Source organism: Citrobacter sp. CFNIH10 (genome assembly GCF_002934585.1).
Classification (GTDB): Bacteria; Pseudomonadota; Gammaproteobacteria; order Enterobacterales; family Enterobacteriaceae; genus Citrobacter_A; species Citrobacter_A amalonaticus.
Map to the genome: position 1 here is coordinate 774032 of NZ_CP026216.1, position 24956 is coordinate 798987.

The following is a 24956-nucleotide window of genomic DNA, read 5'->3' on the forward strand; positions in this document are numbered from 1 at the left end:
GGTAACCGAACATGGCAAATTTCTTTATCAGGCGTCCTATTTTTGCCTGGGTTCTGGCCATCATACTGATGCTGGCGGGCGCTCTGGCGATTATGCAACTGCCCGTTGCGCAATACCCAACTATCGCGCCACCAGCGGTAGCCATTTCCGCGAACTATCCAGGGGCAGATGCGCAAACGGTGCAGGATACGGTGACTCAGGTTATCGAACAGAATATGAACGGTATCGATAACCTGATGTATATGTCCTCCACCAGCGACTCTGCGGGTAGCGTGACCATTACGTTAACCTTTCAGTCCGGAACCGACCCGGATATTGCCCAGGTGCAGGTACAGAACAAACTGCAGCTGGCGACGCCATTGCTGCCTCAGGAAGTTCAACAGCAAGGGATTAGCGTAGAAAAGTCGAGCAGCAGTTTCTTGTTGGTGGCGGGGTTTGTCTCTGACGATCCGCAAACGACCCAGGACGATATCTCCGATTACGTCGCCTCAAACGTAAAAGATACGATCAGCCGCCTGAACGGTGTAGGTGACGTCCAGCTGTTTGGCGCACAGTACGCGATGCGTATCTGGCTGGATGCGAATCGGCTGAACAAGTACCAGCTCACGCCGGTCGATGTGATCAATCAACTAAAAATACAGAACGACCAGATCGCAGCAGGTCAGTTGGGCGGAACGCCTGCTCTACCGGGGCAGCAACTGAACGCCTCTATCATTGCGCAGACGCGACTGAAAGATCCTGAGGAATTCGGCAAAGTCACATTACGGGTAAACAGCGATGGCTCTGTCGTTCGCCTTAAAGATGTCGCTCGTATCGAGCTGGGGGGAGAAAACTATAACGTTGTCGCCCGAATTAACGGTAAACCGGCTGCGGGTCTGGGGATCAAACTGGCGACCGGGGCCAACGCTCTGGATACCGCCAAAGCGATTAAAACCAAACTCGTTGAGCTGCAACCCTTCTTCCCGCAAGGGATGAAAGTGGTTTACCCGTATGACACCACGCCGTTTGTGAAGATCTCCATTCACGAAGTGGTAAAAACACTGTTCGAAGCGATCGTCCTGGTCTTCCTCGTGATGTATCTGTTTTTACAGAATATCCGCGCAACGCTCATTCCGACGATTGCGGTTCCCGTTGTGCTATTGGGTACCTTTGCCGTGCTATCGGCGTTTGGCTACTCGATCAACACCCTGACGATGTTTGGGATGGTGCTGGCGATCGGCCTGCTGGTCGATGACGCCATTGTGGTAGTGGAAAACGTTGAACGTGTGATGATGGAAGAAAAGTTGCCGCCCAAAGAGGCAACCGAGAAATCCATGTCGCAGATCCAGGGGGCGCTGGTTGGGATCGCGATGGTGCTGTCTGCTGTCTTCATCCCGATGGCCTTTTTCGGCGGCTCCACCGGGGCTATTTATCGCCAGTTTTCCATCACGATTGTGTCGGCAATGGCGCTTTCGGTTCTGGTAGCATTGATCCTGACGCCGGCACTTTGCGCAACGCTGCTAAAACCAGCGTCCGCCGAACACCACGAGAAGAAAGGCGGATTTTTCGGCTGGTTTAATGCCAAATTTGATCTCAGCGTTAACCACTACACCAACAGTGTCAGCGGCATTGTGCGCAAAACCGGACGCTACCTGCTCCTTTACATCCTGATTGTTGTCGGAATGGGGGTACTGTTTTTCCGTCTCCCCACTTCCTTCCTGCCTGATGAAGATCAGGGCGTATTCATGACGATGGTTCAGCTACCCGCAGGTTCAACCCAGGAACGAACCCAAAATGTATTGGATCAGGTCACCCATTACTACCTGACTCACGAAAAAGCGAACGTTGAAAGCGTGTTTACGGTCAACGGTTTTAGCTTTAGCGGCCAGGCGCAGAACGCGGGTCTGGCCTTCATCAGCCTGAAGCCCTGGGATGAGCGTAGCGGCAAGGAAAACAGCGTTGAAGCGGTAATTGCGCGTGCAACTCGCGCGTTCAGCCAGATCCAGGATGGACTGGTCTTCCCCTTCAACATGCCGGCGATAATTGAACTGGGCACCGCGACGGGTTTCGATTTTGAACTGCTTGACCAGGGGGGGTTGGGGCACACAGCGCTAACATCAGCACGTAATCAGTTAATGGGTATGGTGGCTCAGCATTCCGATCTGCTGGTCCGTGTTCGACCTAACGGCCTGGAGGATACCCCTCAGTTCAAGCTGGATGTCGACCAGGAAAAAGCACAGGCGCTTGGCATTGCGCTGTCAGACATTAACGAAACCATCTCTGCGTCGTTAGGCGGCAGCTATGTTAACGACTTCATTGACCGCGGACGAGTAAAGAAAGTGTATGTTCAGGCAGATGCGAAATTCCGTATGCTGCCAGAAGATATCAATAATCTGTACGTTCGTAGTGCTAACGGCGAGATGGTCCCTTTTTCAGCCTTCAGCTCAGCCCGCTGGGTGTATGGTTCTCCGCGCCTGGAACGCTTCAACGGTATGCCATCGATGGAGTTGTTGGGTGAGGCGGCCCCCGGTCGAAGCACTGGTGAAGCGATGGCCATGATGGAAAGTCTTGCGTCAAAACTGCCTAATGGTATTGGTCATGACTGGACGGGGATGTCATATCAGGAACGTTTGTCCGGCAATCAGGCGCCGGCACTGTATGCTATCTCGCTGATCGTCGTGTTCCTCTGTCTTGCCGCGCTGTATGAAAGCTGGTCCATTCCGTTCTCGGTGATGCTGGTAGTCCCGCTCGGCGTGGTGGGTGCCCTTTTGGCCGCTTCCCTGCGTGGGCTAAATAACGACGTCTATTTTCAGGTCGGACTGTTAACCACGATTGGGCTTTCCGCGAAAAACGCCATTCTGATCGTGGAATTTGCCAAGGATCTGATGGAGAAAGAAGGTCGTGGCCTGATCGAGGCAACGCTTGAGGCTGCGCGCATGCGCCTGCGCCCTATTCTGATGACCTCACTCGCCTTCATCCTCGGCGTAATGCCGCTGGTCATCAGTCGCGGGGCAGGGAGTGGCGCCCAGCATGCAGTCGGAACCGGTGTGATGGGAGGGATGCTGACAGCAACGCTGCTGGCTATCTTCTTTGTCCCGGTGTTTTTTGTGGTCGTCAGAGGCCGGTTTAACAAATCCCAGCGTTAATGTGTAAATTAAGGCGTCTACGGACGCCTTTTTCCTTCAGGTATCTTTCTTTATTTATTAAACAGATAGTCATTTGCACTGCGGAATACTAAATTCACTCCTTCATTATTTTTACAATTCACATGAATTGAGATTATTCCATATGCCAATCTTTTTTTAAGCGGTGGTAAAATTCATTTCGTATTCGCAAAGCAGCATTCCCTGTTGCTGCATTTAGCGGAACGCTTATTTTTGAGGTAACACCATGAAAAGATTAATTCCAGTAGCATTGCTCACTGCATTGCTGGCGGGCTGTGCACACGATTCCCCCTGCGTTCCGGTTTATGATGATCAAGGACGTCTTGTTCATACCAACACCTGTATGAAAGGGACGACTCAGGATAACTGGGAAACCGCAGGCGCCATTGCTGGCGGGGCCGCAGCGGTTGCAGGCCTGACGATGGGGATCATCGCACTGTCAAAATAACATTCTCAGAGCGCGGTACTTGCCGCGCTCTTAGCCTAAGAATACGGTTTTTCATATCATTCAATGTGTTGAAAAATACGTGTTCTAATACATTTTAATAATCAATAACGTCCACCCCTTTCTCTTTTCGCATTTATCTTTCAATACTCACGCTCTCGATATTCACGCCTGAAATCGTTATTTCATTTTGCGAGCATTATTTTAAATATTTTGCTCCAAAATGTGGCTTACGTTTCAATTTCGCACCATTTCAGGGCGCTGCTTTTATTTTTTCCTGTCTACACTCTGCTTATTGCGTCGGATATTCACGCGCAAAACCTGGCATTACCTTTGCTTAGAAGAGTATGGCCAATGCCACAGACAGGTTAAAGACGTTGCAGAACGTCTCTCTATAACAATAATTTCTTTGCCACACAGGATGCATTATGAAAAAGATGATGATAGCCACACTGGCTGCGGCCGGTGTGCTGCTTGCGGTTGCCAATCAGGCACATGCGGGAACCACGCTGGATGCTATAAAAAAGAAAGGGTTCGTACAATGCGGTATCAGTGACGGTCTTCCCGGTTTTTCTTACGCTGACGCGGACGGGAAATTCTCCGGGATAGATGTGGATGTTTGCCGTGGCGTTGCCGCCGCCGTCCTGGGAGATGATACAAAAGTAAAATATACCCCTCTCACCGCAAAAGAACGCTTCACCGCATTACAGTCTGGCGAAGTCGATCTTCTCTCCCGTAATACGACCTGGACCTCCTCACGTGATGCAGGAATGGGCATGTCCTTCACTGGCGTTACCTATTACGATGGCATTGGTTTCCTGACCCACAACAAAGCGGGTCTGAAAAGCGCGAAAGAGTTAGATGGTGCCACCGTTTGTATTCAGGCGGGAACAGATACGGAACTGAACGTGGCGGATTATTTCAAAGCCAACAACATGAAATACACCCCGGTGACTTTTGACCGCTCAGATGAGTCGGCAAAAGCGCTGGAATCCGGACGTTGCGATACTCTCGCCTCTGACCAGTCCCAACTGTATGCCCTGCGCATCAAACTCAGCAACCCGGCGGAATGGCTTGTACTGCCAGAGGTGATCTCGAAAGAGCCGCTGGGGCCAGTTGTTCGTCGCGGTGATGACGAATGGTTCTCTATTGTGCGTTGGACGCTGTTTGCCATGTTGAATGCCGAAGAGATGGGCGTGACATCGAAGAATGTCGATGAGAAAGCGGCGAACCCTGCAACACCAGATATGGCGCACCTGCTGGGCAAAGAAGGCGACTACGGCAAAGATCTGAAGCTCGACAATAAATGGGCTTACAACATCATCAAGCAGGTGGGTAACTATGCGGAGATCTTTGAACGCAACGTCGGCTCGGAAAGCCCACTGAAGATCAAACGTGGACAGAACAATCTCTGGAATAACGGCGGCATTCAATACGCACCGCCGGTGCGTTAAGTCGTTGTGATGTAACGGGCGCCGCACTAGCGGCGCTCAGTTCAGAGTTATGGTTACCGAGGCTTTCTTATGTTCCATCGCCGCTCAAATGTAAAAGGGTCGCTCTCCTTTTCAAACCCTGCGGTCCGCGCCTGGCTGTTCCAGATCCTCGCCATTCTTGCGGTCGTTGCAGTTGCTATCTATCTCATTCATAACACGATTAATAATCTAAGCAGTCGCGGCATTACCTCGGGCTTTGCCTTTCTCGACCGTAGCGCTGGGTTTGGCATCGTCCAGCACTTAATCGACTATCAGCAGGGTGACACGTACGGACGTGTTTTTGTGGTGGGTTTGCTTAACACGCTGCTGGTTTCCGCGCTGTGTATTGTCTTTGCGTCATTTATCGGCTTCTTTCTCGGGCTGGCGCGCCTTTCAGATAACTGGTTACTGCGTAAACTCTCGACGATTTATATTGAGACCTTTCGTAATATCCCGCCTCTGCTGCAAATCTTTTTTTGGTACTTCGCGGTTCTGCGCAATTTGCCCGGCCCCCGTCAGGCCGCAAGCGCGCTGGATATGGTCTTTCTGAGTAATCGGGGACTCTATATCCCGTCTCCGCAGTTAGGGGAAGGCGTACTCGCTTTCGTGCTCTCGGCAGTGATTGCCATTGCGCTGTCCGTGGGTCTGTTCCGCTTCAATAAAATGCATCAGATGAAAACGGGACAACTTCGCAGAACCTGGCCTACTGCATTAAGCCTGATTGTGCTGCTGCCGCTCATCGCGCATTGGCTTTTTGGCGCGGCGCTGCACTGGGATATCCCACAACTACGCGGCTTCAACTTCCGTGGCGGAATGGTGCTCATTCCTGAACTGGCAGCCCTGACGCTGGCGTTATCGGTATATACCTCGGCGTTTATTGCCGAAATCATTCGTGCAGGCATTCAGGCCGTTCCCTACGGTCAACATGAAGCCGCCCGTTCTCTCGGGTTACCTAATACTGTGACCCTTCGCCAGGTCATCATTCCTCAGGCACTTCGCGTCATTATTCCACCGCTGACCAGCCAGTATCTGAATATTGTGAAAAACTCATCGCTGGCCGCCGCCATTGGCTATCCCGACATGGTATCGCTGTTCGCCGGTACGGTACTTAATCAGACCGGACAGGCCATCGAAACGATCGCCATCACGATGTCGGTGTACCTGATCATCAGCCTGAGCATCTCGCTGCTGATGAACATCTATAACCGGCGAATCGCCCTCATTGAGCGCTAAGGAATCATGATGACAAAAGCACTGCTGTCTCATCCCATGCGCCCGGCCAGTAACGGCCCTGGTCGTTCGATCGTATGGGTACGGAAGAACCTCTTTTCTAGTTGGTCAAACAGCCTGCTGACGCTGTTCTGTCTGTGGCTGATGTGGGAGTTAATTCCCCCTTTGCTGAACTGGGCGTTCCTGCAGGCCAACTGGGTGGGCTCCACGCGTGCTGACTGTACCAAAGCGGGCGCCTGCTGGGTGTTTATTCATGAACGATTTGGACAATTCATGTATGGATTGTACCCACATGATCAGCGTTGGCGTATCAACCTGGCGTTGATCATTGGGTTGGCTTCCATTGTGCCGATGTTCTGGAAAGCGTTGCCGGGTCGCGGGCGTTATATCGTCGTCTGGGCCGTGATCTACCCGATCACTGTCTGGTTCCTGTTGTATGGCGGATTTCTTGGTCTGGATCGCGTTGAAACACGCCAATGGGGTGGGCTGACGCTGACCTTAATCATCGCATCCGTCGGGATCGCGGGGGCACTGCCATTAGGAATTTTGTTGGCACTGGGACGTCGCTCCCACATGCCCGTCGTGCGGATCTTATCCGTCATTTTTATCGAGTTCTGGCGTGGCGTCCCGCTGATCACCGTCCTGTTTATGTCTTCGGTCATGCTGCCGCTGTTTCTGTCAGAAGGAACCAGCATCGATAAGCTTATCCGGGCGCTGGTTGGCGTGATCCTCTTCCAGTCGGCCTACGTCGCGGAAGTGGTTCGTGGGGGGCTGCAGGCATTACCGAAAGGGCAATACGAAGCAGCAGAATCGCTGGCGTTGGGCTACTGGAAAACCCAAGGGCTGGTCATTCTTCCCCAAGCCCTGAAGCTGGTGATTCCCGGACTGGTGAACACCATTATTGCCCTGTTTAAGGATACCAGTCTGGTCATCATCATCGGTTTGTTCGATCTGTTCAGCAGCGTGCAGCAAGCGACAGTTGACCCTGCCTGGCTGGGTATGTCGACAGAAGGCTATGTCTTCGCTGCTCTGATTTACTGGATTTTTTGTTTCAGCATGTCGCGCTATAGCCAGCATCTGGAAAAGCGCTTTAACACCGGGCGTACACCGCACTGAGGATTCTATGAGCCAACTATTAATACAACCTGCCGACGCGATGATTACGCTGGAAAACGTCAATAAGTGGTACGGACAGTTTCATGTCCTTAAGGATATCAACCTGCGCGTTAAACAGGGGGAACGCATTGTGTTATGTGGGCCTTCAGGTTCGGGAAAATCAACCACCATCCGCTGTATTAACCATCTGGAAGAACATCAACAGGGACGAATTATTGTCGATGGCATTGAGTTGAATGAAGACATCCGCAACATCGAGCGAGTCCGACAGGAAGTCGGCATGGTATTCCAGCACTTCAATCTCTTTCCTCATCTGACGGTTTTGCAAAACTGTACGCTGGCACCGATTTGGGTGCGTAAGATGCCGGTAAAAGAAGCCGAAGCGCTGGGGATGCACTACCTGGAACGTGTGCGTATTGCAGAGCACGCACATAAATTTCCAGGGCAGATCTCCGGAGGACAGCAACAACGCGTGGCCATTGCCCGCTCGCTATGTATGAAACCCAAAATTATGCTCTTTGATGAGCCCACGTCGGCGCTGGATCCCGAAATGGTGAAAGAGGTGCTGGATACGATGATTGGCCTGGCGCAATCAGGAATGACAATGCTTTGCGTCACGCATGAGATGGGATTTGCCAGAACGGTGGCTGACAGGGTGATCTTCATGGATCGTGGGGAAATTGTTGAGCAGGCCCCGCCGGATGAGTTTTTTGCACATCCTAAATCAGAACGTACTCGAGCATTCCTGTCTCAGGTGATTCATTAGTCGTTTGCTCTGCCGGGTGACGGCTTCACCTTACCCGGCCTACCGTTTTTTCGGCGTATAAACGCAAAAAGGCCATCCTTTCGGATGGCCTTCTCACTTGTTTGATGTCTGGCAGTTCCCTACTCTCGCATGGGGAGACCCCACACTACCATCGGCGCTACGGCGTTTCACTTCTGAGTTCGGCATGGGGTCAGGTGGGACCACCGCGCTACAGCCGCCAGACAAATTCTTTTCCACTGTGCCGAACTTTAACCTAATTAAGTGGTGCTGATACCCAGAGTCGAACTGGGGACCTCACCCTTACCAAGGGTGCGCTCTACCAACTGAGCCATATCAGCACGCTAAATTTGATGCCTGGCAGTTCCCTACTCTCGCATGGGGAGACCCCACACTACCATCGGCGCTACGGCGTTTCACTTCTGAGTTCGGCATGGGGTCAGGTGGGACCACCGCGCTACAGCCGCCAGGCAAATTCTGTTTTATCACCCCGTTTTCACGCAGTGACATAATCTGAATCTAAGCTGAAAATTCTCTCAATTCCGCCAAAACAGCTTCGGCGTTGTAAGGTTAAGCCTCACGGTTCATTAGTACCGGTTAGCTCAACGCATCGCTGCGCTTACACACCCGGCCTATCAACGTCGTCGTCTTCAACGTTCCTTCAGGACCCTTAAAGGGTCAGGGAGAACTCATCTCGGGGCAAGTTTCGTGCTTAGATGCTTTCAGCACTTATCTCTTCCGCATTTAGCTACCGGGCAGTGCCATTGGCATGACAACCCGAACACCAGTGATGCGTCCACTCCGGTCCTCTCGTACTAGGAGCAGCCCCCCTCAATTCTCCAGCGCCCACGGCAGATAGGGACCGAACTGTCTCACGACGTTCTAAACCCAGCTCGCGTACCACTTTAAATGGCGAACAGCCATACCCTTGGGACCTACTTCAGCCCCAGGATGTGATGAGCCGACATCGAGGTGCCAAACACCGCCGTCGATATGAACTCTTGGGCGGTATCAGCCTGTTATCCCCGGAGTACCTTTTATCCGTTGAGCGATGGCCCTTCCATTCAGAACCACCGGATCACTAAGACCTGCTTTCGCACCTGCTCGCGCCGTCACGCTCGCAGTCAAGCTAGCTTATGCCTTTGCACTAACCTCCTGATGTCCGACCAGGATTAGCTAACCTTCGTGCTCCTCCGTTACTCTTTAGGAGGAGACCGCCCCAGTCAAACTACCCACCAGACACTGTCCGCAACCCGGATTACGGGCCTACGTTAGAACACCAGCCATTAAAGGGTGGTATTTCAAGGGCGGCTCCACACGAACTGGCGTCCGCGCTTCAAAGCCTCCCACCTATCCTACACATCAAGGACCAGTGTTCAGTGTCAAGCTATAGTAAAGGTTCACGGGGTCTTTCCGTCTTGCCGCGGGTACACTGCATCTTCACAGCGAGTTCAATTTCACTGAGTCTCGGGTGGAGACAGCCTGGCCATCATTACGCCATTCGTGCAGGTCGGAACTTACCCGACAAGGAATTTCGCTACCTTAGGACCGTTATAGTTACGGCCGCCGTTTACCGGGGCTTCGATCAAGAGCTTCTCCTTACGGATAACCCCATCAATTAACCTTCCGGCACCGGGCAGGCGTCACACCGTATACGTCCACTTTCGTGTTTGCACAGTGCTGTGTTTTTAATAAACAGTTGCAGCCAGCTGGTATCTTCGACTGATTTCAGCTCCACGAGTAAATCGCTTCACCTACATATCAGCGTGCCTTCTCCCGAAGTTACGGCACCATTTTGCCTAGTTCCTTCACCCGAGTTCTCTCAAGCGCCTTGGTATTCTCTACCTGACCACCTGTGTCGGTTTGGGGTACGATCTGATGTTACCTGATGCTTAGAGGCTTTTCCTGGAAGCAGGGCATTTGTTGCTTCAGCACCGTAGTGCCTCGTCATCACGCCTCAGTGTTAAAGTGAACCGGATTTACCTGGAACACACACCTACACGCTTAAACCGGGACAACCGTCGCCCGGCCAACATAGCCTTCTCCGTCCCCCCTTCGCAGTAACACCTGGTACAGGAATATTAACCTGTTTCCCATCGACTACGCCTTTCGGCCTCGCCTTAGGGGTCGACTCACCCTGCCCCGATTAACGTTGGACAGGAACCCTTGGTCTTCCGGCGAGCGGGCTTTTCACCCGCTTTATCGTTACTTATGTCAGCATTCGCACTTCTGATACCTCCAGCATGCCTCACAGCACACCTTCGCAGGCTTACAGAACGCTCCCCTACCCAACAACACTTAGTGTCGCTGCCGCAGCTTCGGTGCATGGTTTAGCCCCGTTACATCTTCCGCGCAGGCCGACTCGACCAGTGAGCTATTACGCTTTCTTTAAATGATGGCTGCTTCTAAGCCAACATCCTGGCTGTCTGAGCCTTCCCACATCGTTTCCCACTTAACCATGACTTTGGGACCTTAGCTGGCGGTCTGGGTTGTTTCCCTCTTCACGACGGACGTTAGCACCCGCCGTGTGTCTCCCGTGATAACATTCTCCGGTATTCGCAGTTTGCATCGGGTTGGTAAGCCGGGATGGCCCCCTAGCCGAAACAGTGCTCTACCCCCGGAGATGAATTCACGAGGCGCTACCTAAATAGCTTTCGGGGAGAACCAGCTATCTCCCGGTTTGATTGGCCTTTCACCCCCAGCCACAAGTCATCCGCTAATTTTTCAACATTAGTCGGTTCGGTCCTCCAGTTAGTGTTACCCAACCTTCAACCTGCCCATGGCTAGATCACCGGGTTTCGGGTCTATACCCTGCAACTTAACGCCCAGTTAAGACTCGGTTTCCCTTCGGCTCCCCTATTCGGTTAACCTTGCTACAGAATATAAGTCGCTGACCCATTATACAAAAGGTACGCAGTCACCCCATTAAAGAGGCTCCCACTGCTTGTACGTACACGGTTTCAGGTTCTTTTTCACTCCCCTCGCCGGGGTTCTTTTCGCCTTTCCCTCACGGTACTGGTTCACTATCGGTCAGTCAGGAGTATTTAGCCTTGGAGGATGGTCCCCCCATATTCAGACAGGATACCACGTGTCCCGCCCTACTCATCGAGCTCACAACATGTGCAATTTTGTGTACGGGGCTGTCACCCTGTATCGCCGGCCTTTCCAGACCGTTCCACTACCACACATGCTGATTCAGGCTCTGGGCTGCTCCCCGTTCGCTCGCCGCTACTGGGGGAATCTCGGTTGATTTCTTTTCCTCGGGGTACTTAGATGTTTCAGTTCCCCCGGTTCGCCTCGTTAACCTATGGATTCAGTTAACGATAGTGCAACGAATTGCACTGGGTTTCCCCATTCGGACATCGCCGGTTATAACGGTTCATATCACCTTACCGACGCTTTTCGCAGATTAGCACGTCCTTCATCGCCTCTGACTGCCAGGGCATCCACCGTGTACGCTTAGTCGCTTAACCTCACAACCCGAAGATGTTTCTTTCGATTCATCATCGTGTTGCGAAAATTTGAGAGACTCGAACACACATAACATGTGTGTCGTTTCAATTTTCAGCTTGATCCAGATTTTTAAAGAGCAAAACTTCGCAGCGCACCCTTTCAGGTACACTCTGAAGTTTTCTTGATTACGTTCTACAGTATGGTGGAGCTATGCGGGATCGAACCGCAGACCTCCTGCGTGCAAAGCAGGCGCTCTCCCAGCTGAGCTATAGCCCCATACAGTGTAGTTAAAACCTCATCCCCAATTCGTTTCCGGGCGCGGCGTGGTGAAGCGAAGCATACGTAAAGTATGTGAGCTTTGCCACAACAAAGCACGGGAGCGAATTTGGTAGGCCTGAGTGGACTTGAACCACCGACCTCACCCTTATCAGGGGTGCGCTCTAACCACCTGAGCTACAAGCCTGTAGAGGTTTTACTGCTCGTTTTTCATCAGACAATCTGTGTGGGCACTACAAAGGCAGGTTCTTTAAGGTAAGGAGGTGATCCAACCGCAGGTTCCCCTACGGTTACCTTGTTACGACTTCACCCCAGTCATGAATCACAAAGTGGTAAGCGCCCTCCCGAAGGTTAAGCTACCTACTTCTTTTGCAACCCACTCCCATGGTGTGACGGGCGGTGTGTACAAGGCCCGGGAACGTATTCACCGTGGCATTCTGATCCACGATTACTAGCGATTCCGACTTCATGGAGTCGAGTTGCAGACTCCAATCCGGACTACGACATACTTTATGAGGTCCGCTTGCTCTCGCGAGGTCGCTTCTCTTTGTATATGCCATTGTAGCACGTGTGTAGCCCTGGTCGTAAGGGCCATGATGACTTGACGTCATCCCCACCTTCCTCCAGTTTATCACTGGCAGTCTCCTTTGAGTTCCCGGCCGGACCGCTGGCAACAAAGGATAAGGGTTGCGCTCGTTGCGGGACTTAACCCAACATTTCACAACACGAGCTGACGACAGCCATGCAGCACCTGTCTCACAGTTCCCGAAGGCACCTATCCATCTCTGGAAAGTTCTGTGGATGTCAAGACCAGGTAAGGTTCTTCGCGTTGCATCGAATTAAACCACATGCTCCACCGCTTGTGCGGGCCCCCGTCAATTCATTTGAGTTTTAACCTTGCGGCCGTACTCCCCAGGCGGTCTATTTAACGCGTTAGCTCCGGAAGCCACGCCTCAAGGGCACAACCTCCAAATAGACATCGTTTACGGCGTGGACTACCAGGGTATCTAATCCTGTTTGCTCCCCACGCTTTCGCACCTGAGCGTCAGTCTTCGTCCAGGGGGCCGCCTTCGCCACCGGTATTCCTCCAGATCTCTACGCATTTCACCGCTACACCTGGAATTCTACCCCCCTCTACGAGACTCAAGCCTGCCAGTTTCGAATGCAGTTCCCAGGTTGAGCCCGGGGATTTCACATCCGACTTGACAGACCGCCTGCGTGCGCTTTACGCCCAGTAATTCCGATTAACGCTTGCACCCTCCGTATTACCGCGGCTGCTGGCACGGAGTTAGCCGGTGCTTCTTCTGCGGGTAACGTCAATGGCTAAGGTTATTAACCTTAACCCCTTCCTCCCCGCTGAAAGTACTTTACAACCCGAAGGCCTTCTTCATACACGCGGCATGGCTGCATCAGGCTTGCGCCCATTGTGCAATATTCCCCACTGCTGCCTCCCGTAGGAGTCTGGACCGTGTCTCAGTTCCAGTGTGGCTGGTCATCCTCTCAGACCAGCTAGGGATCGTCGCCTTGGTGAGCCGTTACCTCACCAACAAGCTAATCCCATCTGGGCACATCCGATGGCAAGAGGCCCGAAGGTCCCCCTCTTTGGTCTTGCGACATTATGCGGTATTAGCTACCGTTTCCAGTAGTTATCCCCCTCCATCGGGCAGTTTCCCAGACATTACTCACCCGTCCGCCACTCGTCAGCAAAGCAGCAAGCTGCTTCCTGTTACCGTTCGACTTGCATGTGTTAGGCCTGCCGCCAGCGTTCAATCTGAGCCATGATCAAACTCTTCAATTTAAGTTTGATGCTCCTAGAATTAAACGTCGTAATGAATTACGTGTTCACTCTTTGAGACTTGGTATTCATTTTTTGTCTTGCGACGTTAAGAATCCATGTCACTCTGAGTGCCCACACAGATTGTCTGATAAATTGTTAAAGAGCAGTTGCGACGCGCTTTAGCGCTCTGTCGCGAGGTGGCGTATATTACGCTTTCCTCTTTCAGAGTCAACCCTGATTTTCAGGATTTTTCTCTTCGCTGTGACGACCATCTTGTGAAGCGTTCCACTTTGTCGTCTCAACGGAGGCGCATTATAGGGATCCCATTTTTTTGCACAAGCCTTTTTTAGATCTTTTTTTCCGTTCGCTGCTTTTTCATCCCTTTCGCTCCATTCATGCGCAATTTGGCGAATTTTTGATAGCTAAAGCACTTGCGCAAGGCCAGAAATGCAACCAAAGTCATCATTACTGTTCTCTTTCCTTGAGGTAAACATGTCTGACGTATTACGTCCTTATAAGGATCTTTTTCCACAGATTGGCCAACGGGTGATGCTCGACAGCAGCAGTGTGATCATTGGTGACGTTCGCCTGGCGGACGATGTGGGGATCTGGCCGCTTGTTGCGATCCGTGGCGATGTAAATTACGTTGCGATCGGGGCGCGTACGAATATTCAGGATGGCAGCGTGTTGCATGTCACGCACAAATCCGCCTCCAACCCGGATGGCAACCCGCTCATTGTAGGAGAAGATGTGACGGTCGGGCATAAAGTGATGTTGCACGGCTGCATCATTGGCAACCGGGTCCTGGTCGGTATGGGATCGATTCTGCTGGATGGCGCGGTGATTGAAGACGACGTAATGATTGGGGCGGGAAGCCTGGTACCGCAAAACAAACGCCTGGAGAGCGGCTATCTCTATTTGGGGAGCCCGGTCAAACAGATCCGGCCGCTAACAGAGGAGGAGAAAGCGGGTCTACAATACTCCGCCAGAAATTATGTGAAATGGAAAGACGAGTATCTCGCTCAGGGTAACCAAACCCAGCCATGATCGTCTTCTTGCTGGGACTGGATCAGTGCTTCCGCTTCTTCTTCCAGATCCCAGCGATGTTCGCAAAAGTGAGCTAACCATTGTTCCGTCGTTTCACCACCAAAGCGATTCGCCAGCGTTTCTCCCTTAATAGCGCACATTAACTGCATGCCATTAACCAGCGCGGGAAAGCAAACCGCTTTTTTCTGCGCGTCCCACTCTTCCCGGTCTGGAAACTGGATGGCCTGATTCATGCGGATAACTCCTGCTTGAGACGCGCAATCACTGGCTCAATTTCCGGCAACACGCCGTGCCAGAGCAGAACGGCATGAGCTGCTTGTCCCACCAGCATCCCCAGGCCATCGGCATAACGTTTCGCGCCCTGGCGTTCACACCAGGAGAGAAACGGCGTATTGCCCTTTTGGTAGAACATGTCATAACAACATACGGACGAACGAATGAGCGATGCCGGGATCGCCGGGATCTCACCGCTGATGCCGCTGGAGGTGGCATTAATGATCAGATCAAACTCATGTCCTTCCAGCTCATCCATACCCAGCGCCTGCACGCTACCTGTATGTGCAAAAACCTGTGCCAGTTCTTCCGCACGGGATGCCGTCCGGTTAACAATCGTCACCCCACAATCCAGAGAAAGCAGCGGTAACAATACACCACGCGAAGCGCCACCCGCGCCAATCAGCAGGATACGTTGCCCCGGCTGGATAAATGACAGACGTTCGAGGTCACTTAGCAGACCGATGCCGTCGGTGTTGTCACCCAGCAACCGACCATCTTCGAGCCGCTTGATCGTATTCACCGCACCGGCCAGGGCTGCACGCTCGGTGAGTTCATCGGCGCGGGCAAATGCTTCTTCTTTAAATGGCACTGTGACGTTCACTCCTTTACCGCCGTCGGCAAAGAACGCGTTCAGTGTGTTGATGAAATCATTAACAGGCGCCAGCACACGGCCATACGGATGCGCAATCTGCAGCTGCTGCGCAAATTGCTGATGAATAAACGGCGATTTGCTGTGCGCGATTGGATTACCAAAAACAGCATAGGTTTCCATCATCTTACCCCTGTCGAAACAACTCGCCCGTCAGGGCATCACGGATTTCCGAAGGATTCAATCGACCTCCGGTTTCTCCTGACACCACCGGGAAGTCTGTACCAAACTGTGTGCGAACTTCCTCAACCGTACGGCAAGGGGGTAATCCACTCAGGTTGGCGCTGGTTGAAACCAACGGTTTGCCATAAGCCTGGCACAAGGCGACCACCAGCGGATGATCCGTCACGCGCACCGCCAATGAATCAAAGCGTCCCGTCAACCAACGAGGCGTCGTCGCTGGCGCAGGGAAAACAAAGGTCACCGGACCAGGCCAACGAGCAAACACGGCATCACGCTGGGCATCGGTCAACATACTGTCGTCAATATACGGCTTGAGCTGCTCAAAACTGGCGGCGATCAAAATTAACCCTTTATCCATCGGACGCTGTTTCAAGGCCAACAGACGATTTACGGCCACTTCGCTATCGGGATCGCACCCGACGCCAAAGACGGCTTCTGTTGGATAGGCGATGACATTCTCTTTATTCAGTACCTCTATTGCGTCAGCGATAGGGTCTGTTGGCAGGTTATTATTCACTTGTTTGTTCCGCCGAAACCGGCTTTCCACATTGTTTACTGGCGCAAAAGTGCTTCACACCCTGCGCGGTTTTCTTTTCGATGAGTAGCGGATAGTGGCACTCAGGACACTCTCCGGCTATCGGTTTGAAGTTAATGACAAACTGGCACTCCGGATAGCGATCGCAGGAGTGGAAAGTTTTGCCATAACGGGAACGCCGCTGGACCAGATGGCCCGTCTGGCATTGAGGGCAGGTAATAGCGGTTTCATCGGGTTTATCAATGAGCTCAGTATGCTCACATTCTGGATAGTTGCTGCAGCCGATAAACATACCAAAACGCCCCTGGCGCAACACCAGTTCGCCGCCGCAGTCAGGGCAATGTTTCCCCTCCAGAACTTTGACGATATGTCCGTCCGCTGAGGATTTCAACGGACGGATATAGTCACATTCCGGATAGTGCGAGCAACCAAGAAACGGACCGTGTTTCCCGGAGCGAATCACCAGTTCAGCCCCGCACTGCGGACAGGGCTCATTTTTACGCACCGAAAACAGTGCTGATTTAGCCATAACAACTCATGCTGAATTAAGGTTGATTAATGCAGCATACCTTCATTCACTTCAAAGAGTAATTCTTCCATTTGCTGATATGCATTTTCACAACCTGGAATATTGAACAAAACCATCAGGATGACCCACTTCAGGTCTTCCAGGTCGAATTCTGCGGTATCCAGCGCGAGCACACGTTCAATCACCATTTCTCGCGTTTCGAGGTTTAGCACCTGAATCTGCTCAAGGAATAACAGGAATCCCCGGCAACTGGCATCCAGTCGGTCACACTCTTCTGGGATATAAATACGCACAGAGAGAGGATCGGAGGCGAGCTGCATCGGCTCGGCAAGACCTTCCTGGTAGTCAGCAAGCTTTTCCAGCCACAGGAGCGCGTTGTAGATGTCTTCACGATCAAAACCAGCGTCGGTAAGATCCCGTTCAAGTTTGTCCTGATCCACACGTAATTCAGCTTCATTGTGGATATATGTCTCAAACAAATACATTAGTACGTCGAACATGGCATGCCCTCCTCAATCGGACATAGCCGCCGGGTACAACTGCGATCCATCCTGCTAACTCCAGTTCGAGTAGCTGAGCCACTACCTCTGGCACAGGTTGGCCGGCACGTTCAGCGACGACGTCAACAGGTGTTACCTCATCTCCTACGTTAGCCAGGAGCTCGGGAAATGGCAATGCTGCGCCTTCCTGATCTGATGAATAAAGTGATTTTTCAGGCTCATCTGGCAGCCAATGCAAGCCGTACTGCAAATTTTCCATGATTTCCTCTGGGGCCGTCACAAGGGTGGCACCCTGCTTCACCAGCCAGTGTGGCCCTTCGCTTCCGGGGCTGCCGAGGGGGCCAGGGATAGCGAACACCTCTCGTCCTTGCTCTAACGCACAGCGCGCGGTGACCAACGAGCCACTGCGTAATGCCGCCTCAACCACCAGAACCCCTTTACTCAGACCGCTAATGATACGGTTCCGGCGGGGAAAGTTGCGCGGTAAAGGGGCCATCATTAACGGAAATTCGGACACCAGCGCGCCTCCCGTTTCCAGCAACGCATCGGCCATCCCGGCATGTCGGCGGGGATAGACGGATTGCAGGCCGTTGCCTAATACGGCAATGCTTTTCCCCTTTGCCTGGATCGCCGCCCGATGGGCGATGCCATCAATACCTCGCGCCAGACCGCTGGTAATGGTGATATCCCAACTGGCCAGTTTCTCACAAAACATCTGCCCCCATCGTTCGCCATACCAGGACGGCGTTCGGCTTCCCACGACGGCGAGTTGAAAATCATGGAGACATCGCGGGGAGCCAACGACAAAAACCGCACCGGGATAATCTTCAATGGCGCGAAGCTGTGCAGGATAATCTTCACTGTCTGCCAGTAATAAGTGATGGTGCGGCAACTCAAGCCAGCGAAGGGTTCTTTCCAGTTCTTTTTCCGGAAAGGTCAAAAAGCGCGTTGCCTGGGAAGGGGAAAGGCCGGCACGCCGCAATGCGGCGATATCAATAGCCGGCTGTGATATCAGTCCGTGAGCGACGCGCACCATCTCATCGCCGAACAACTCATTCACAGCCATTAAACGTAGCCAAATTTCGGTACGGGTCATCCTTATCCCCCTGCCACAAGCAGTCTTAGCAATCTTTGCGATTGGTCACTGATGCTGTCAATCAGAGGGGGATTTGTCTAGAATAGAGGTAATAATCTTTCCAACTCCTGAACACAACTCTGGATAACTATGTCAGTTTTGCAAGTGTTACATATTCCGGACGAGCGCCTTCGCAAAGTCGCAAAGCCGGTAGAAGAAGTGAATGCAGAAATTCAGCGTATCGTCGATGATATGTTTGAGACGATGTACGCGGAAGAAGGTATTGGCCTCGCAGCAACGCAGGTTGATATTCATCAGCGGATTATCGTCATTGACGTGTCGGAAAATCGTGACGAACGCCTGGTGTTAATTAACCCGGAACTGCTGGAAAAAGAAGGCGAGACCGGTATTGAAGAAGGTTGTCTGTCTATTCCGGAACAGCGTGCTTTAGTGCCGCGTGCTGAGAAAGTGAAAGTTCGCGCGCTCGATCGCGAGGGTAAACCGTTTGAACTGGAAGCCGACGGCCTGCTGGCTATCTGTATTCAGCACGAGATGGATCACCTGGTCGGTAAACTGTTTATCGATTATTTGTCACCGCTGAAGCAGCAACGTATTCGTCAGAAAGTTGAGAAACTCGACCGCCTGAACGCACGAGCTTAAGGACAAGAATCACCGTGTCAGACTCACTACGTATTATTTTTGCGGGTACACCTGACTTTGCAGCGCGTCATCTTGACGCGCTGTTGTCTTCTGAACATCACGTCGTCGGGGTATTTACCCAGCCCGATCGCCCGGCAGGTCGGGGAAAAAAACTGATGCCGAGCCCGGTAAAAGTGCTGGCAGAGGAAAAAGGCATACCGGTTTTCCAACCCGTTTCCTTGCGCCCGCAGGAAAACCAGCACCTGGTTTCTGATCTGAACGCAGATGTTATGGTCGTCGTCGCGTATGGTCTGATTCTGCCGAAAGCCGTGCTGGATATGCCGCGTCTCGGCTGCATTAACGTCCACGGCTCCCTGCTGCCCCGCTGGCGTGGTGCGGCACCGATTCAACGTTCACTCTGGGCGGGCGATACAGAAACGGGCGTCACCATTATGCAGATGGACGTGGGTCTCGATACGGGCGATATGCTCTATAAGCTCGCCTGCCCCATCACCGCTGAAGATACCAGCGGAACGCTGTACGACAAGCTGGCGGATCTTGGCCCGCAAGGGCTGATTGAAACGCTGAAGCAGTTAGCTGAGGGTCGTGCAAATCCGCAAGTGCAAGATGAATCGCTAGTCACTCACGCAGAAAAGCTCAGTAAAGAAGAAGCGCGCATCGACTGGTCGCTTTCTGCGACACAACTGGAACGTTGCATTCGCGCATTCAATCCCTGGCCAATGAGCTGGCTGGAAATTGATGGCCAGCCGGTAAAAGTCTGGCAGGCATCCGTGATAGAGACGCCGACGCTGGCAGAACCGGGAACCATCCTTGACGCCACGAAACAAGGCATTCAGGTCGCGACCGGCAACGGAGTCCTGAACCTGCTCTCATTGCAACCCGCCGGAAAAAAAGCGATGAGCGCCCAGGATCTTCTGAATTCACGTCGGGAATGGTTCATTCCTGGCAACCGTCTGGTCTGACGGTCACTTCTGATAACGCCCGGTGTTACCGGGCCTTTTTATTTTTGCGGTTATGAATAAGAAACTTAACTTACGCAGTATGGCGGCGCAGGCCGTTGAACAGGTCGTCGAGCAAGGGCATTCACTGAGCAATGTCCTGCCGCCGCTACAACAAAAAGTCTCCGATAAAGACAAAGCGCTGCTACAGGAACTCTGTTTTGGGGTTCTGCGTACGCTGTCGCAACTCGACTGGTTGATCAACAAACTGATGTCCCGCCCAATGACGGGAAAACAGCGCACCGTGCATTACCTGATCATGGTGGGATTCTATCAATTACTGCATACCCGAATTCCTCCACATGCAGCGCTGGCGGAAACGGTCGAAGGTGCCGTAGCGATAAAGCGCCCGCAGCTTAAGGGGCTAATAAACGGTGTTCTGCGTCAGTTCCAGCGTCAACAAAAAGTACTGCTCGCGGAATTCGCCAGCAGCGACGCGCGTTTTCTGCACCCTGGCTGGCTACTTAAACGCCTGCAAAAGGCGTACCCCACCCAATGGGAAGCGATTATTGATGCCAACAATCAGCGCCCCCCGATGTGGCTACGTGTGAATCGCATACACCATACGCGCGACAGCTGGCTGGCATTGCTCGAAAACGCCGGGATGAAAGGTTTCACTCATCCCGACTATCCCGATGCCATCCGTCTGGAAACAGCAGCACCGGTCCATACGCTTCCTGGGTTCGATGAAGGATGGGTCACCGTTCAGGACGCCTCTGCTCAGGGGTGCGTGGCCTTCCTTGCTCCGCAAAACGGCGAACACATTTTAGATCTGTGTGCAGCACCAGGCGGTAAAACCACCCACATCCTCGAAGCGGCTCCCGAAGCAAACGTGCTGGCAGTTGATGTGGATGAACAACGACTCTCCCGCGTTTATGACAACCTGAAACGTCTTGGGATGAAAGCGACGGTTAAGCAGGGTGATGGGCGTTTCCCTGCACAATGGTGCGGCGAGCAGCAGTTTGATCGTATCCTGTTAGATGCCCCCTGCTCTGCAACCGGAGTTATCCGTCGTCACCCGGATATCAAATGGCTTCGCCGCGATCGTGATATTACCGAACTGGCAAAGCTACAGGCTGAAATTCTTGATGCCGTCTGGCCGCATCTGAAATCCGGCGGCACGCTGGTCTATGCCACCTGTTCCGTTTTGCCGGAAGAGAACAGTCAGCAGGTTCACGCCTTCTTACAGCGTACGACGGATGCCATGCTGAGCGAGACAGGCACACCCGAAATGCCGGGTCTTCAAAATCTGCCGGGTGCAGAAGACGGTGATGGCTTCTTTTACGCTAAGCTAATCAAAAAGTGATGGGATAACGGGTCACGACTGATGAAAATAATCATTCTGGGCGCAGGACAGGTGGGTGGAACGCTGGCAGAGAACCTGGTCGGCGAGAACAACGACATTACCGTAGTGGATACCAACGGTGAACGCCTGCGCAGCCTGCAGGATAAGTTCGATCTGCGTGTCGTTCAGGGACACGGCTCGCACCCACGCGTGCTGCGTGAAGCCGGGGCGGATGATGCGGATATGCTGGTTGCCGTGACCAGTTCTGATGAAACGAACATGGTTGCCTGCCAGGTGGCTTATTCGCTGTTTAATACGCCGAACCGAATCGCCCGTATCCGCTCTCCCGATTATGTCCGTGATGCGGACAAGCTGTTCCACTCAGAAGCCGTACCTATCGATCACCTGATCGCGCCCGAACAACTGGTCATCGACAGCATTTACCGCCTGATCGAATATCCAGGCGCATTACAGGTCGTCAATTTCGCAGAAGGCAAAGTGAGCCTTGCCGTCGTAAAAGCCTATTACGGTGGCCCACTGATCGGGAATGCGCTCTCAACGATGCGGGAGCATATGCCGCATATCGATACCCGCGTTGCGGCGATTTTCCGTCACGACAGACCGATCCGCCCACAGGGCTCCACCATTGTCGAAGCGGGCGACGAAGTCTTCTTTATTGCCGCTTCCCAGCACATTCGTGCGGTGATGAGCGAACTGCAACGCCTCGAAAAGCCTTACAAACGCATCATGCTGGTTGGCGGCGGTAACATCGGGGCAGGTCTGGCGCATCGTCTGGAAAAAGATTACAGCGTGAAATTGATCGAACGCGATCAACAGCGCGCTGCCGAGCTGGCCGAAAAACTTCAGAATACGATCGTCTTTTTTGGCGACGCCTCTGATCAAGAATTGCTGGCCGAAGAGCATATCGATCAGGTCGATCTGTTTATTGCCGTTACCAACGACGATGAAGCTAACATCATGTCAGCGATGTTGGCTAAGCGCATGGGGGCGAAAAAGGTGATGGTGTTGATTCAACGCCGCGCTTATGTCGATCTTGTTCAGGGTAGCGTGATCGATATCGCGATCTCTCCCCAGCAAGCAACCATCTCGGCTCTCCTTAGCCATGTGCGAAAAGCGGACATTGTTGGCGTCTCTTCATTACGCCGTGGCGTCGCAGAAGCGATTGAAGCTGTCGCTCACGGCGATGAAAGCACCTCACGCGTTGTCGGCCGAGTCATCGACGAAATCAAACTGCCGCCAGGCACGATTATTGGTGCTGTCGTGCGTGGTAACGATGTGATGATTGCTAATGACAACTTACGCATCGAACAAGGCGATCACGTCATTATGTTCCTGACGGATAAAAAGTTTATTACCGACGTCGAACGCTTATTCCAGCCAAGTCCTTTCTTCCTTTAACATTGAAGGGTGCATTGTTTGCACCCTTTTTAATCCCCTGATTTATCAAGGCTTAATTCATAATCTTAATCTCAATACTTAAATGGCAAATGCCTTAACATTTGTTAAACTTATTAACGTCAGCTGCATAGGGAGAATATAATGAGCATTATTAAAGAGTTTCGCGAATTCGCGATGCGCGGGAATGTTGTCGATTTGGCAGTGGGTGTCATTATCGGTGCGGCGTTCGGTAAAATTGTATCGTCACTGGTTGCCGATATCATTATGCCGCCGCTGGGTTTGTTAATTGGTGGGATCGATTTTAAACAGTTTGCCGTCACATTGCGTGATGCGCAGGGAGATATCCCGGCCGTTGTGATGCATTATGGCGTGTTTATTCAGAATATCTTCGACTTTGTGATTGTCGCCTTTGCTATTTTCATGGCAATTAAGCTCATTAACAAACTCAATCGTAAGAAAGAAGAGCCGGCGGCTGCACCTGCACCGACGAAAGAAGAAGTCTTGCTTACTGAGATCCGCGACCTGCTGAAAGAACAGAATAATCGTTCTTAACAGACCGCAGAAAGCAGAAGGCCAGTGGTAAAAAAGTGATTCACTTTCTTGCCACTGGCCTCCCAGTTACCCCGGTTACCGTGTTTGCCTTTACGTAAATAACTCCCTTTCCCTTTCTTATTCTTTTCAACACGCTGTCTGAATAGCGGGTCATGTAATAATGCCTCAATGGCATTGTCCTTTATCTGCCCTTTCGTATGCTGATAACGACTCATAATAACTCCAGTTTGTAGTTTAACGGCGGGAGTGTAGTCCCACCTGTCTGATAAATCAACAGCCCGACGCCACTCCACTGGCTCCTTGTTCAAGAGCTTCCAGAATTGAGCAGTACACACTGCTATGCGCAGTGCCACAGCAGGCATCGTTCAAACGCTGCAATGAACGCTGCATGCTTTGCAGTTCGGCAATACGAGCTTCAACTTCTTTCAGCCTGTCCTGCACGATCCCTTTGGATTCCTGACAGGTATGATGTTCAGGATCGATACGGATCGATAACAATTCACGGATCGACTCAAGGGTAAAGCCAAGCTGTCGGGCATAGCGGATGAATTTAAGCCGTTGAAGATCCTTTTCCGTATATAACCGGAAACCCCCTTCTGTGCGCACCTCATGCTCCATCATCTGCTGCTTTTCATAGTAGCGGATCGTATCAGGGGTCACTTCCGCCAGCTTTGCTAACTCACCAATGCGATACATGTCCACTCCATTAATTATCGTTAATTTTATGCAGCAACTTATCAGCATACTCACCGCGTAAAAATTCCGTGCTCAGACCGGACTGCCGCAGCTTCAGTTCCAGCAGTGACAAACGCCGACTCACTTCCTGATACTGCGGATCATCCTGCCGCAGGCCTTGCAGCAGATCCAACAACTGGATGGCTTCTTTCCGCTGCTCCAGTTCGGGTGGGAGACAGCCTGCGTTCTTCAGTAAGCGATAACCGGCACGTAGCTCATCAGGCACATGTGAATCATCATCCAGCACCAACGGTTGGCCAGCGCCGCGAAGATCTTCAAACTCACCTTTTCTTTGTGCATCGATGATATGACGCTCTGCCCACTGGTCCAGTAACCACATAATGACTCCAGGTATGAACAAAAAGAGTACAGATATTGTAGATAAGTGGGGGTGCTGCGGATATAAAAAAACCCGCCGAGGCGGGTTTTTTTACGTTACTACAGATTACTCTGCAGCAGCTTCTGCTTTCGACTCAGAGCGATCAACCAGCTCGATGTATGCCATCGGCGCATTGTCGCCTGCACGGAAGCCACACTTCAGAATGCGAGTGTAACCACCAGCGCGGCTCGCGAAACGCGGGCCCAGCTCGTTAAACAGTTTTGCCACGATCTCGTTATCACGAGTGCGGGCGAATGCCAGACGACGATTAGCTACGCTATCAGTCTTGGCAAGAGTAATCAGCGGCTCAACTACGCGACGCAGCTCTTTCGCTTTAGGCAGGGTCGTCTTGATGATTTCATGACGAACCAGTGAACCTGCCATGTTGCGGAACATAGCCTGGCGATGGCTGCTGTTGCGGTTCAGTTGACGACCACTCTTACGATGGCGCATGACCTT

Annotated in this window: 22 protein-coding genes, 3 tRNA genes and 4 rRNA genes; 12 read left to right on the forward strand and 17 right to left on the reverse strand. The window is 52.3% G+C overall.

Going from position 1 to position 24956, the window contains the following annotated elements:
- Nucleotides 1-11: 11 nt before the first annotated feature.
- The 6 genes from C2U53_RS07045 to C2U53_RS07075 all read left to right on the forward strand — a co-directional run bounded on the left by C2U53_RS07045 (nucleotide 12) and on the right by C2U53_RS07075 (nucleotide 8172).
- The gene (locus C2U53_RS07045; protein WP_044263685.1) at nucleotides 12-3125 is read left to right on the forward strand and encodes an efflux RND transporter permease subunit; all 3114 of its coding nucleotides are present in this window, start codon (nucleotides 12-14) and stop codon (nucleotides 3123-3125) included.
- 244 nt (nucleotides 3126-3369) lie between these two features.
- Entirely contained in the window at nucleotides 3370-3591 is a 222-nt protein-coding gene (locus C2U53_RS07050; protein ID WP_000825639.1) for a membrane protein, read from the forward strand.
- 425 nt (nucleotides 3592-4016) lie between these two features.
- Nucleotides 4017-5042: an amino acid ABC transporter substrate-binding protein gene (locus tag C2U53_RS07060; RefSeq protein ID WP_104445757.1), complete on the forward strand. Its 1026-nt coding sequence runs from the start codon at nucleotides 4017-4019 to the stop codon at nucleotides 5040-5042.
- A 69-nt stretch (nucleotides 5043-5111) separates the two neighbouring features.
- A complete protein-coding gene (locus C2U53_RS07065) occupies nucleotides 5112-6293 on the forward strand; it encodes an amino acid ABC transporter permease (RefSeq protein WP_042998363.1) in 1182 nt (393 codons plus the stop codon).
- Nucleotides 6294-6302: 9 nt separating this feature from the next.
- Nucleotides 6303-7406: an amino acid ABC transporter permease gene (locus C2U53_RS07070; protein WP_044263691.1), complete on the forward strand. Its 1104-nt coding sequence runs from the start codon at nucleotides 6303-6305 to the stop codon at nucleotides 7404-7406.
- A 7-nt stretch (nucleotides 7407-7413) separates the two neighbouring features.
- Nucleotides 7414-8172, forward strand: a complete 759-nt coding sequence (locus tag C2U53_RS07075) for an amino acid ABC transporter ATP-binding protein (RefSeq protein WP_042324914.1) — start codon at nucleotides 7414-7416, stop codon at nucleotides 8170-8172.
- A gap of 106 nt (nucleotides 8173-8278) precedes the next feature.
- Here the strand turns inward: C2U53_RS07075 and rrf (C2U53_RS07080) are convergent.
- From rrf (C2U53_RS07080) to C2U53_RS07110, 7 genes are all read right to left on the reverse strand, one after another.
- Nucleotides 8279-8394: ribosomal RNA gene (rrf, locus tag C2U53_RS07080) — 5S ribosomal RNA — on the reverse strand.
- Nucleotides 8395-8434: 40 nt separating this feature from the next.
- A tRNA-Thr gene (locus tag C2U53_RS07085) sits at nucleotides 8435-8510 on the reverse strand.
- Nucleotides 8511-8524: 14 nt separating this feature from the next.
- A 5S ribosomal RNA gene (gene rrf / locus C2U53_RS07090) occupies nucleotides 8525-8640 on the reverse strand.
- A 95-nt stretch (nucleotides 8641-8735) separates the two neighbouring features.
- Nucleotides 8736-11642, reverse strand: a 23S ribosomal RNA gene (locus C2U53_RS07095).
- Between the two features lie 180 nt (nucleotides 11643-11822).
- A tRNA-Ala gene (locus C2U53_RS07100) sits at nucleotides 11823-11898 on the reverse strand.
- Nucleotides 11899-12008: 110 nt separating this feature from the next.
- Nucleotides 12009-12085 (reverse strand) — tRNA-Ile (locus tag C2U53_RS07105).
- Nucleotides 12086-12154: 69 nt separating this feature from the next.
- A 16S ribosomal RNA gene (locus C2U53_RS07110) occupies nucleotides 12155-13696 on the reverse strand.
- Together the 16S, 23S and 5S rRNA genes with 3 tRNA genes alongside form the textbook arrangement of a ribosomal RNA operon.
- Before the next feature lie 471 nt (nucleotides 13697-14167).
- Between C2U53_RS07110 and C2U53_RS07115 the strand changes: the two genes are divergently transcribed.
- Entirely contained in the window at nucleotides 14168-14722 is a 555-nt protein-coding gene (locus C2U53_RS07115) for a gamma carbonic anhydrase family protein (RefSeq protein WP_042998365.1), read from the forward strand.
- Here C2U53_RS07115 and C2U53_RS07120 read toward each other — a convergent pair.
- The 6 genes from C2U53_RS07120 to dprA are packed head-to-tail and all read right to left on the reverse strand — an operon-like array spanning nucleotide 14698 to nucleotide 18490.
- Nucleotides 14698-14955, reverse strand: coding sequence for a DUF1488 domain-containing protein (locus C2U53_RS07120; protein ID WP_042998366.1), 258 nt, complete (start codon nucleotides 14953-14955; stop codon nucleotides 14698-14700). The two genes, C2U53_RS07115 and C2U53_RS07120, sit on opposite strands and share 25 nt — an antisense overlap.
- Nucleotides 14952-15770 (reverse strand): shikimate dehydrogenase, encoded by an 819-nt coding sequence (gene aroE, locus C2U53_RS07125; RefSeq protein WP_080343322.1) that lies wholly within the window; start codon nucleotides 15768-15770, stop codon nucleotides 14952-14954. Before aroE ends, C2U53_RS07120 begins: the two co-directional genes overlap by 4 nt.
- Nucleotides 15771-15774: 4 nt before the next feature.
- The gene (tsaC, locus tag C2U53_RS07130) at nucleotides 15775-16347 is read right to left on the reverse strand and encodes an L-threonylcarbamoyladenylate synthase type 1 TsaC (protein WP_042998368.1); all 573 of its coding nucleotides are present in this window, start codon (nucleotides 16345-16347) and stop codon (nucleotides 15775-15777) included.
- Entirely contained in the window at nucleotides 16340-16894 is a 555-nt protein-coding gene (locus C2U53_RS07135; protein WP_042998369.1) for a type I DNA topoisomerase, read from the reverse strand. The genes tsaC and C2U53_RS07135 overlap by 8 nt, the downstream gene beginning before the upstream one ends.
- Nucleotides 16895-16920: 26 nt before the next feature.
- Nucleotides 16921-17394 carry a DUF494 family protein Smg gene (gene smg / locus C2U53_RS07140; protein WP_104445758.1) on the reverse strand — a complete coding sequence of 158 codons (474 nt, stop codon included), beginning with the start codon at nucleotides 17392-17394 and terminating at the stop codon, nucleotides 16921-16923.
- Nucleotides 17366-18490: a DNA-protecting protein DprA gene (dprA, locus tag C2U53_RS07145; protein WP_042998370.1), complete on the reverse strand. Its 1125-nt coding sequence runs from the start codon at nucleotides 18488-18490 to the stop codon at nucleotides 17366-17368. The genes smg and dprA overlap by 29 nt, the downstream gene beginning before the upstream one ends.
- A 129-nt stretch (nucleotides 18491-18619) precedes the next feature.
- Between dprA and def the strand changes: the two genes are divergently transcribed.
- The 5 genes from def to mscL all read left to right on the forward strand — a co-directional run bounded on the left by def (nucleotide 18620) and on the right by mscL (nucleotide 23383).
- Nucleotides 18620-19129 carry a peptide deformylase gene (def, locus tag C2U53_RS07150; protein WP_042326273.1) on the forward strand — a complete coding sequence of 170 codons (510 nt, stop codon included), beginning with the start codon at nucleotides 18620-18622 and terminating at the stop codon, nucleotides 19127-19129.
- A gap of 14 nt (nucleotides 19130-19143) precedes the next feature.
- Entirely contained in the window at nucleotides 19144-20091 is a 948-nt protein-coding gene (gene fmt / locus C2U53_RS07155; RefSeq protein ID WP_104445759.1) for a methionyl-tRNA formyltransferase, read from the forward strand.
- A 52-nt stretch (nucleotides 20092-20143) separates the two neighbouring features.
- Nucleotides 20144-21433 (forward strand): 16S rRNA (cytosine(967)-C(5))-methyltransferase RsmB, encoded by a 1290-nt coding sequence (gene rsmB / locus C2U53_RS07160; RefSeq protein WP_104446876.1) that lies wholly within the window; start codon nucleotides 20144-20146, stop codon nucleotides 21431-21433.
- Nucleotides 21434-21454: 21 nt separating this feature from the next.
- Nucleotides 21455-22831 (forward strand): Trk system potassium transporter TrkA, encoded by a 1377-nt coding sequence (gene trkA / locus C2U53_RS07165; RefSeq protein WP_042998372.1) that lies wholly within the window; start codon nucleotides 21455-21457, stop codon nucleotides 22829-22831.
- 141 nt (nucleotides 22832-22972) lie between these two features.
- Nucleotides 22973-23383, forward strand: a complete 411-nt coding sequence (gene mscL, locus C2U53_RS07170; RefSeq protein WP_042326268.1) for a large-conductance mechanosensitive channel protein MscL — start codon at nucleotides 22973-22975, stop codon at nucleotides 23381-23383.
- On the opposite strand, the gene arfA is transcribed toward mscL, so the two are convergent.
- From arfA to rplQ, 4 genes are all read right to left on the reverse strand, one after another.
- Nucleotides 23380-23598: an alternative ribosome-rescue factor ArfA gene (arfA, locus tag C2U53_RS07175; RefSeq protein ID WP_042998373.1), complete on the reverse strand. Its 219-nt coding sequence runs from the start codon at nucleotides 23596-23598 to the stop codon at nucleotides 23380-23382. The two genes, mscL and arfA, sit on opposite strands and share 4 nt — an antisense overlap.
- 55 nt (nucleotides 23599-23653) lie before the next feature.
- Nucleotides 23654-24079 (reverse strand): Zn(2+)-responsive transcriptional regulator, encoded by a 426-nt coding sequence (gene zntR, locus C2U53_RS07180; RefSeq protein WP_044257546.1) that lies wholly within the window; start codon nucleotides 24077-24079, stop codon nucleotides 23654-23656.
- A 10-nt stretch (nucleotides 24080-24089) separates the two neighbouring features.
- The gene (locus C2U53_RS07185) at nucleotides 24090-24458 is read right to left on the reverse strand and encodes a DUF1992 domain-containing protein (protein ID WP_090050942.1); all 369 of its coding nucleotides are present in this window, start codon (nucleotides 24456-24458) and stop codon (nucleotides 24090-24092) included.
- A 105-nt stretch (nucleotides 24459-24563) separates the two neighbouring features.
- Nucleotides 24564-24950 carry a 50S ribosomal protein L17 gene (rplQ, locus tag C2U53_RS07190; RefSeq protein WP_001216372.1) on the reverse strand — a complete coding sequence of 129 codons (387 nt, stop codon included), beginning with the start codon at nucleotides 24948-24950 and terminating at the stop codon, nucleotides 24564-24566.
- Between the last annotated feature and the right edge of the window lie 6 nt (nucleotides 24951-24956).

What these genes read in the sequence shown, in the direction of transcription:
- rplQ (WP_001216372.1), bottom strand. Translation starts at nt 24,950, where the DNA reads ATGCGCCATCGTAAGAGTGGTCGTCAACTGAACCGCAACAGCAGCCAT.
- rsmB (WP_104446876.1), top strand. Translation starts at nt 20,144, where the DNA reads ATGAATAAGAAACTTAACTTACGCAGTATGGCGGCGCAGGCCGTTGAA.
- trkA (WP_042998372.1), top strand. Translation starts at nt 21,455, where the DNA reads ATGAAAATAATCATTCTGGGCGCAGGACAGGTGGGTGGAACGCTGGCA.
- C2U53_RS07075 (WP_042324914.1), top strand. Translation starts at nt 7,414, where the DNA reads ATGAGCCAACTATTAATACAACCTGCCGACGCGATGATTACGCTGGAA.
- zntR (WP_044257546.1), bottom strand. Translation starts at nt 24,079, where the DNA reads ATGTATCGCATTGGTGAGTTAGCAAAGCTGGCGGAAGTGACCCCTGAT.
- mscL (WP_042326268.1), top strand. Translation starts at nt 22,973, where the DNA reads ATGAGCATTATTAAAGAGTTTCGCGAATTCGCGATGCGCGGGAATGTT.
- C2U53_RS07135 (WP_042998369.1), bottom strand. Translation starts at nt 16,894, where the DNA reads ATGGCTAAATCAGCACTGTTTTCGGTGCGTAAAAATGAGCCCTGTCCG.
- C2U53_RS07050 (WP_000825639.1), top strand. Translation starts at nt 3,370, where the DNA reads ATGAAAAGATTAATTCCAGTAGCATTGCTCACTGCATTGCTGGCGGGC.
- def (WP_042326273.1), top strand. Translation starts at nt 18,620, where the DNA reads ATGTCAGTTTTGCAAGTGTTACATATTCCGGACGAGCGCCTTCGCAAA.
- C2U53_RS07070 (WP_044263691.1), top strand. Translation starts at nt 6,303, where the DNA reads ATGACAAAAGCACTGCTGTCTCATCCCATGCGCCCGGCCAGTAACGGC.
- C2U53_RS07185 (WP_090050942.1), bottom strand. Translation starts at nt 24,458, where the DNA reads ATGTGGTTACTGGACCAGTGGGCAGAGCGTCATATCATCGATGCACAA.
- C2U53_RS07060 (WP_104445757.1), top strand. Translation starts at nt 4,017, where the DNA reads ATGAAAAAGATGATGATAGCCACACTGGCTGCGGCCGGTGTGCTGCTT.
- smg (WP_104445758.1), bottom strand. Translation starts at nt 17,394, where the DNA reads ATGTTCGACGTACTAATGTATTTGTTTGAGACATATATCCACAATGAA.
- C2U53_RS07120 (WP_042998366.1), bottom strand. Translation starts at nt 14,955, where the DNA reads ATGAATCAGGCCATCCAGTTTCCAGACCGGGAAGAGTGGGACGCGCAG.
- C2U53_RS07065 (WP_042998363.1), top strand. Translation starts at nt 5,112, where the DNA reads ATGTTCCATCGCCGCTCAAATGTAAAAGGGTCGCTCTCCTTTTCAAAC.
- aroE (WP_080343322.1), bottom strand. Translation starts at nt 15,770, where the DNA reads ATGGAAACCTATGCTGTTTTTGGTAATCCAATCGCGCACAGCAAATCG.
- C2U53_RS07045 (WP_044263685.1), top strand. Translation starts at nt 12, where the DNA reads ATGGCAAATTTCTTTATCAGGCGTCCTATTTTTGCCTGGGTTCTGGCC.
- C2U53_RS07115 (WP_042998365.1), top strand. Translation starts at nt 14,168, where the DNA reads ATGTCTGACGTATTACGTCCTTATAAGGATCTTTTTCCACAGATTGGC.
- arfA (WP_042998373.1), bottom strand. Translation starts at nt 23,598, where the DNA reads ATGAGTCGTTATCAGCATACGAAAGGGCAGATAAAGGACAATGCCATT.
- dprA (WP_042998370.1), bottom strand. Translation starts at nt 18,490, where the DNA reads ATGACCCGTACCGAAATTTGGCTACGTTTAATGGCTGTGAATGAGTTG.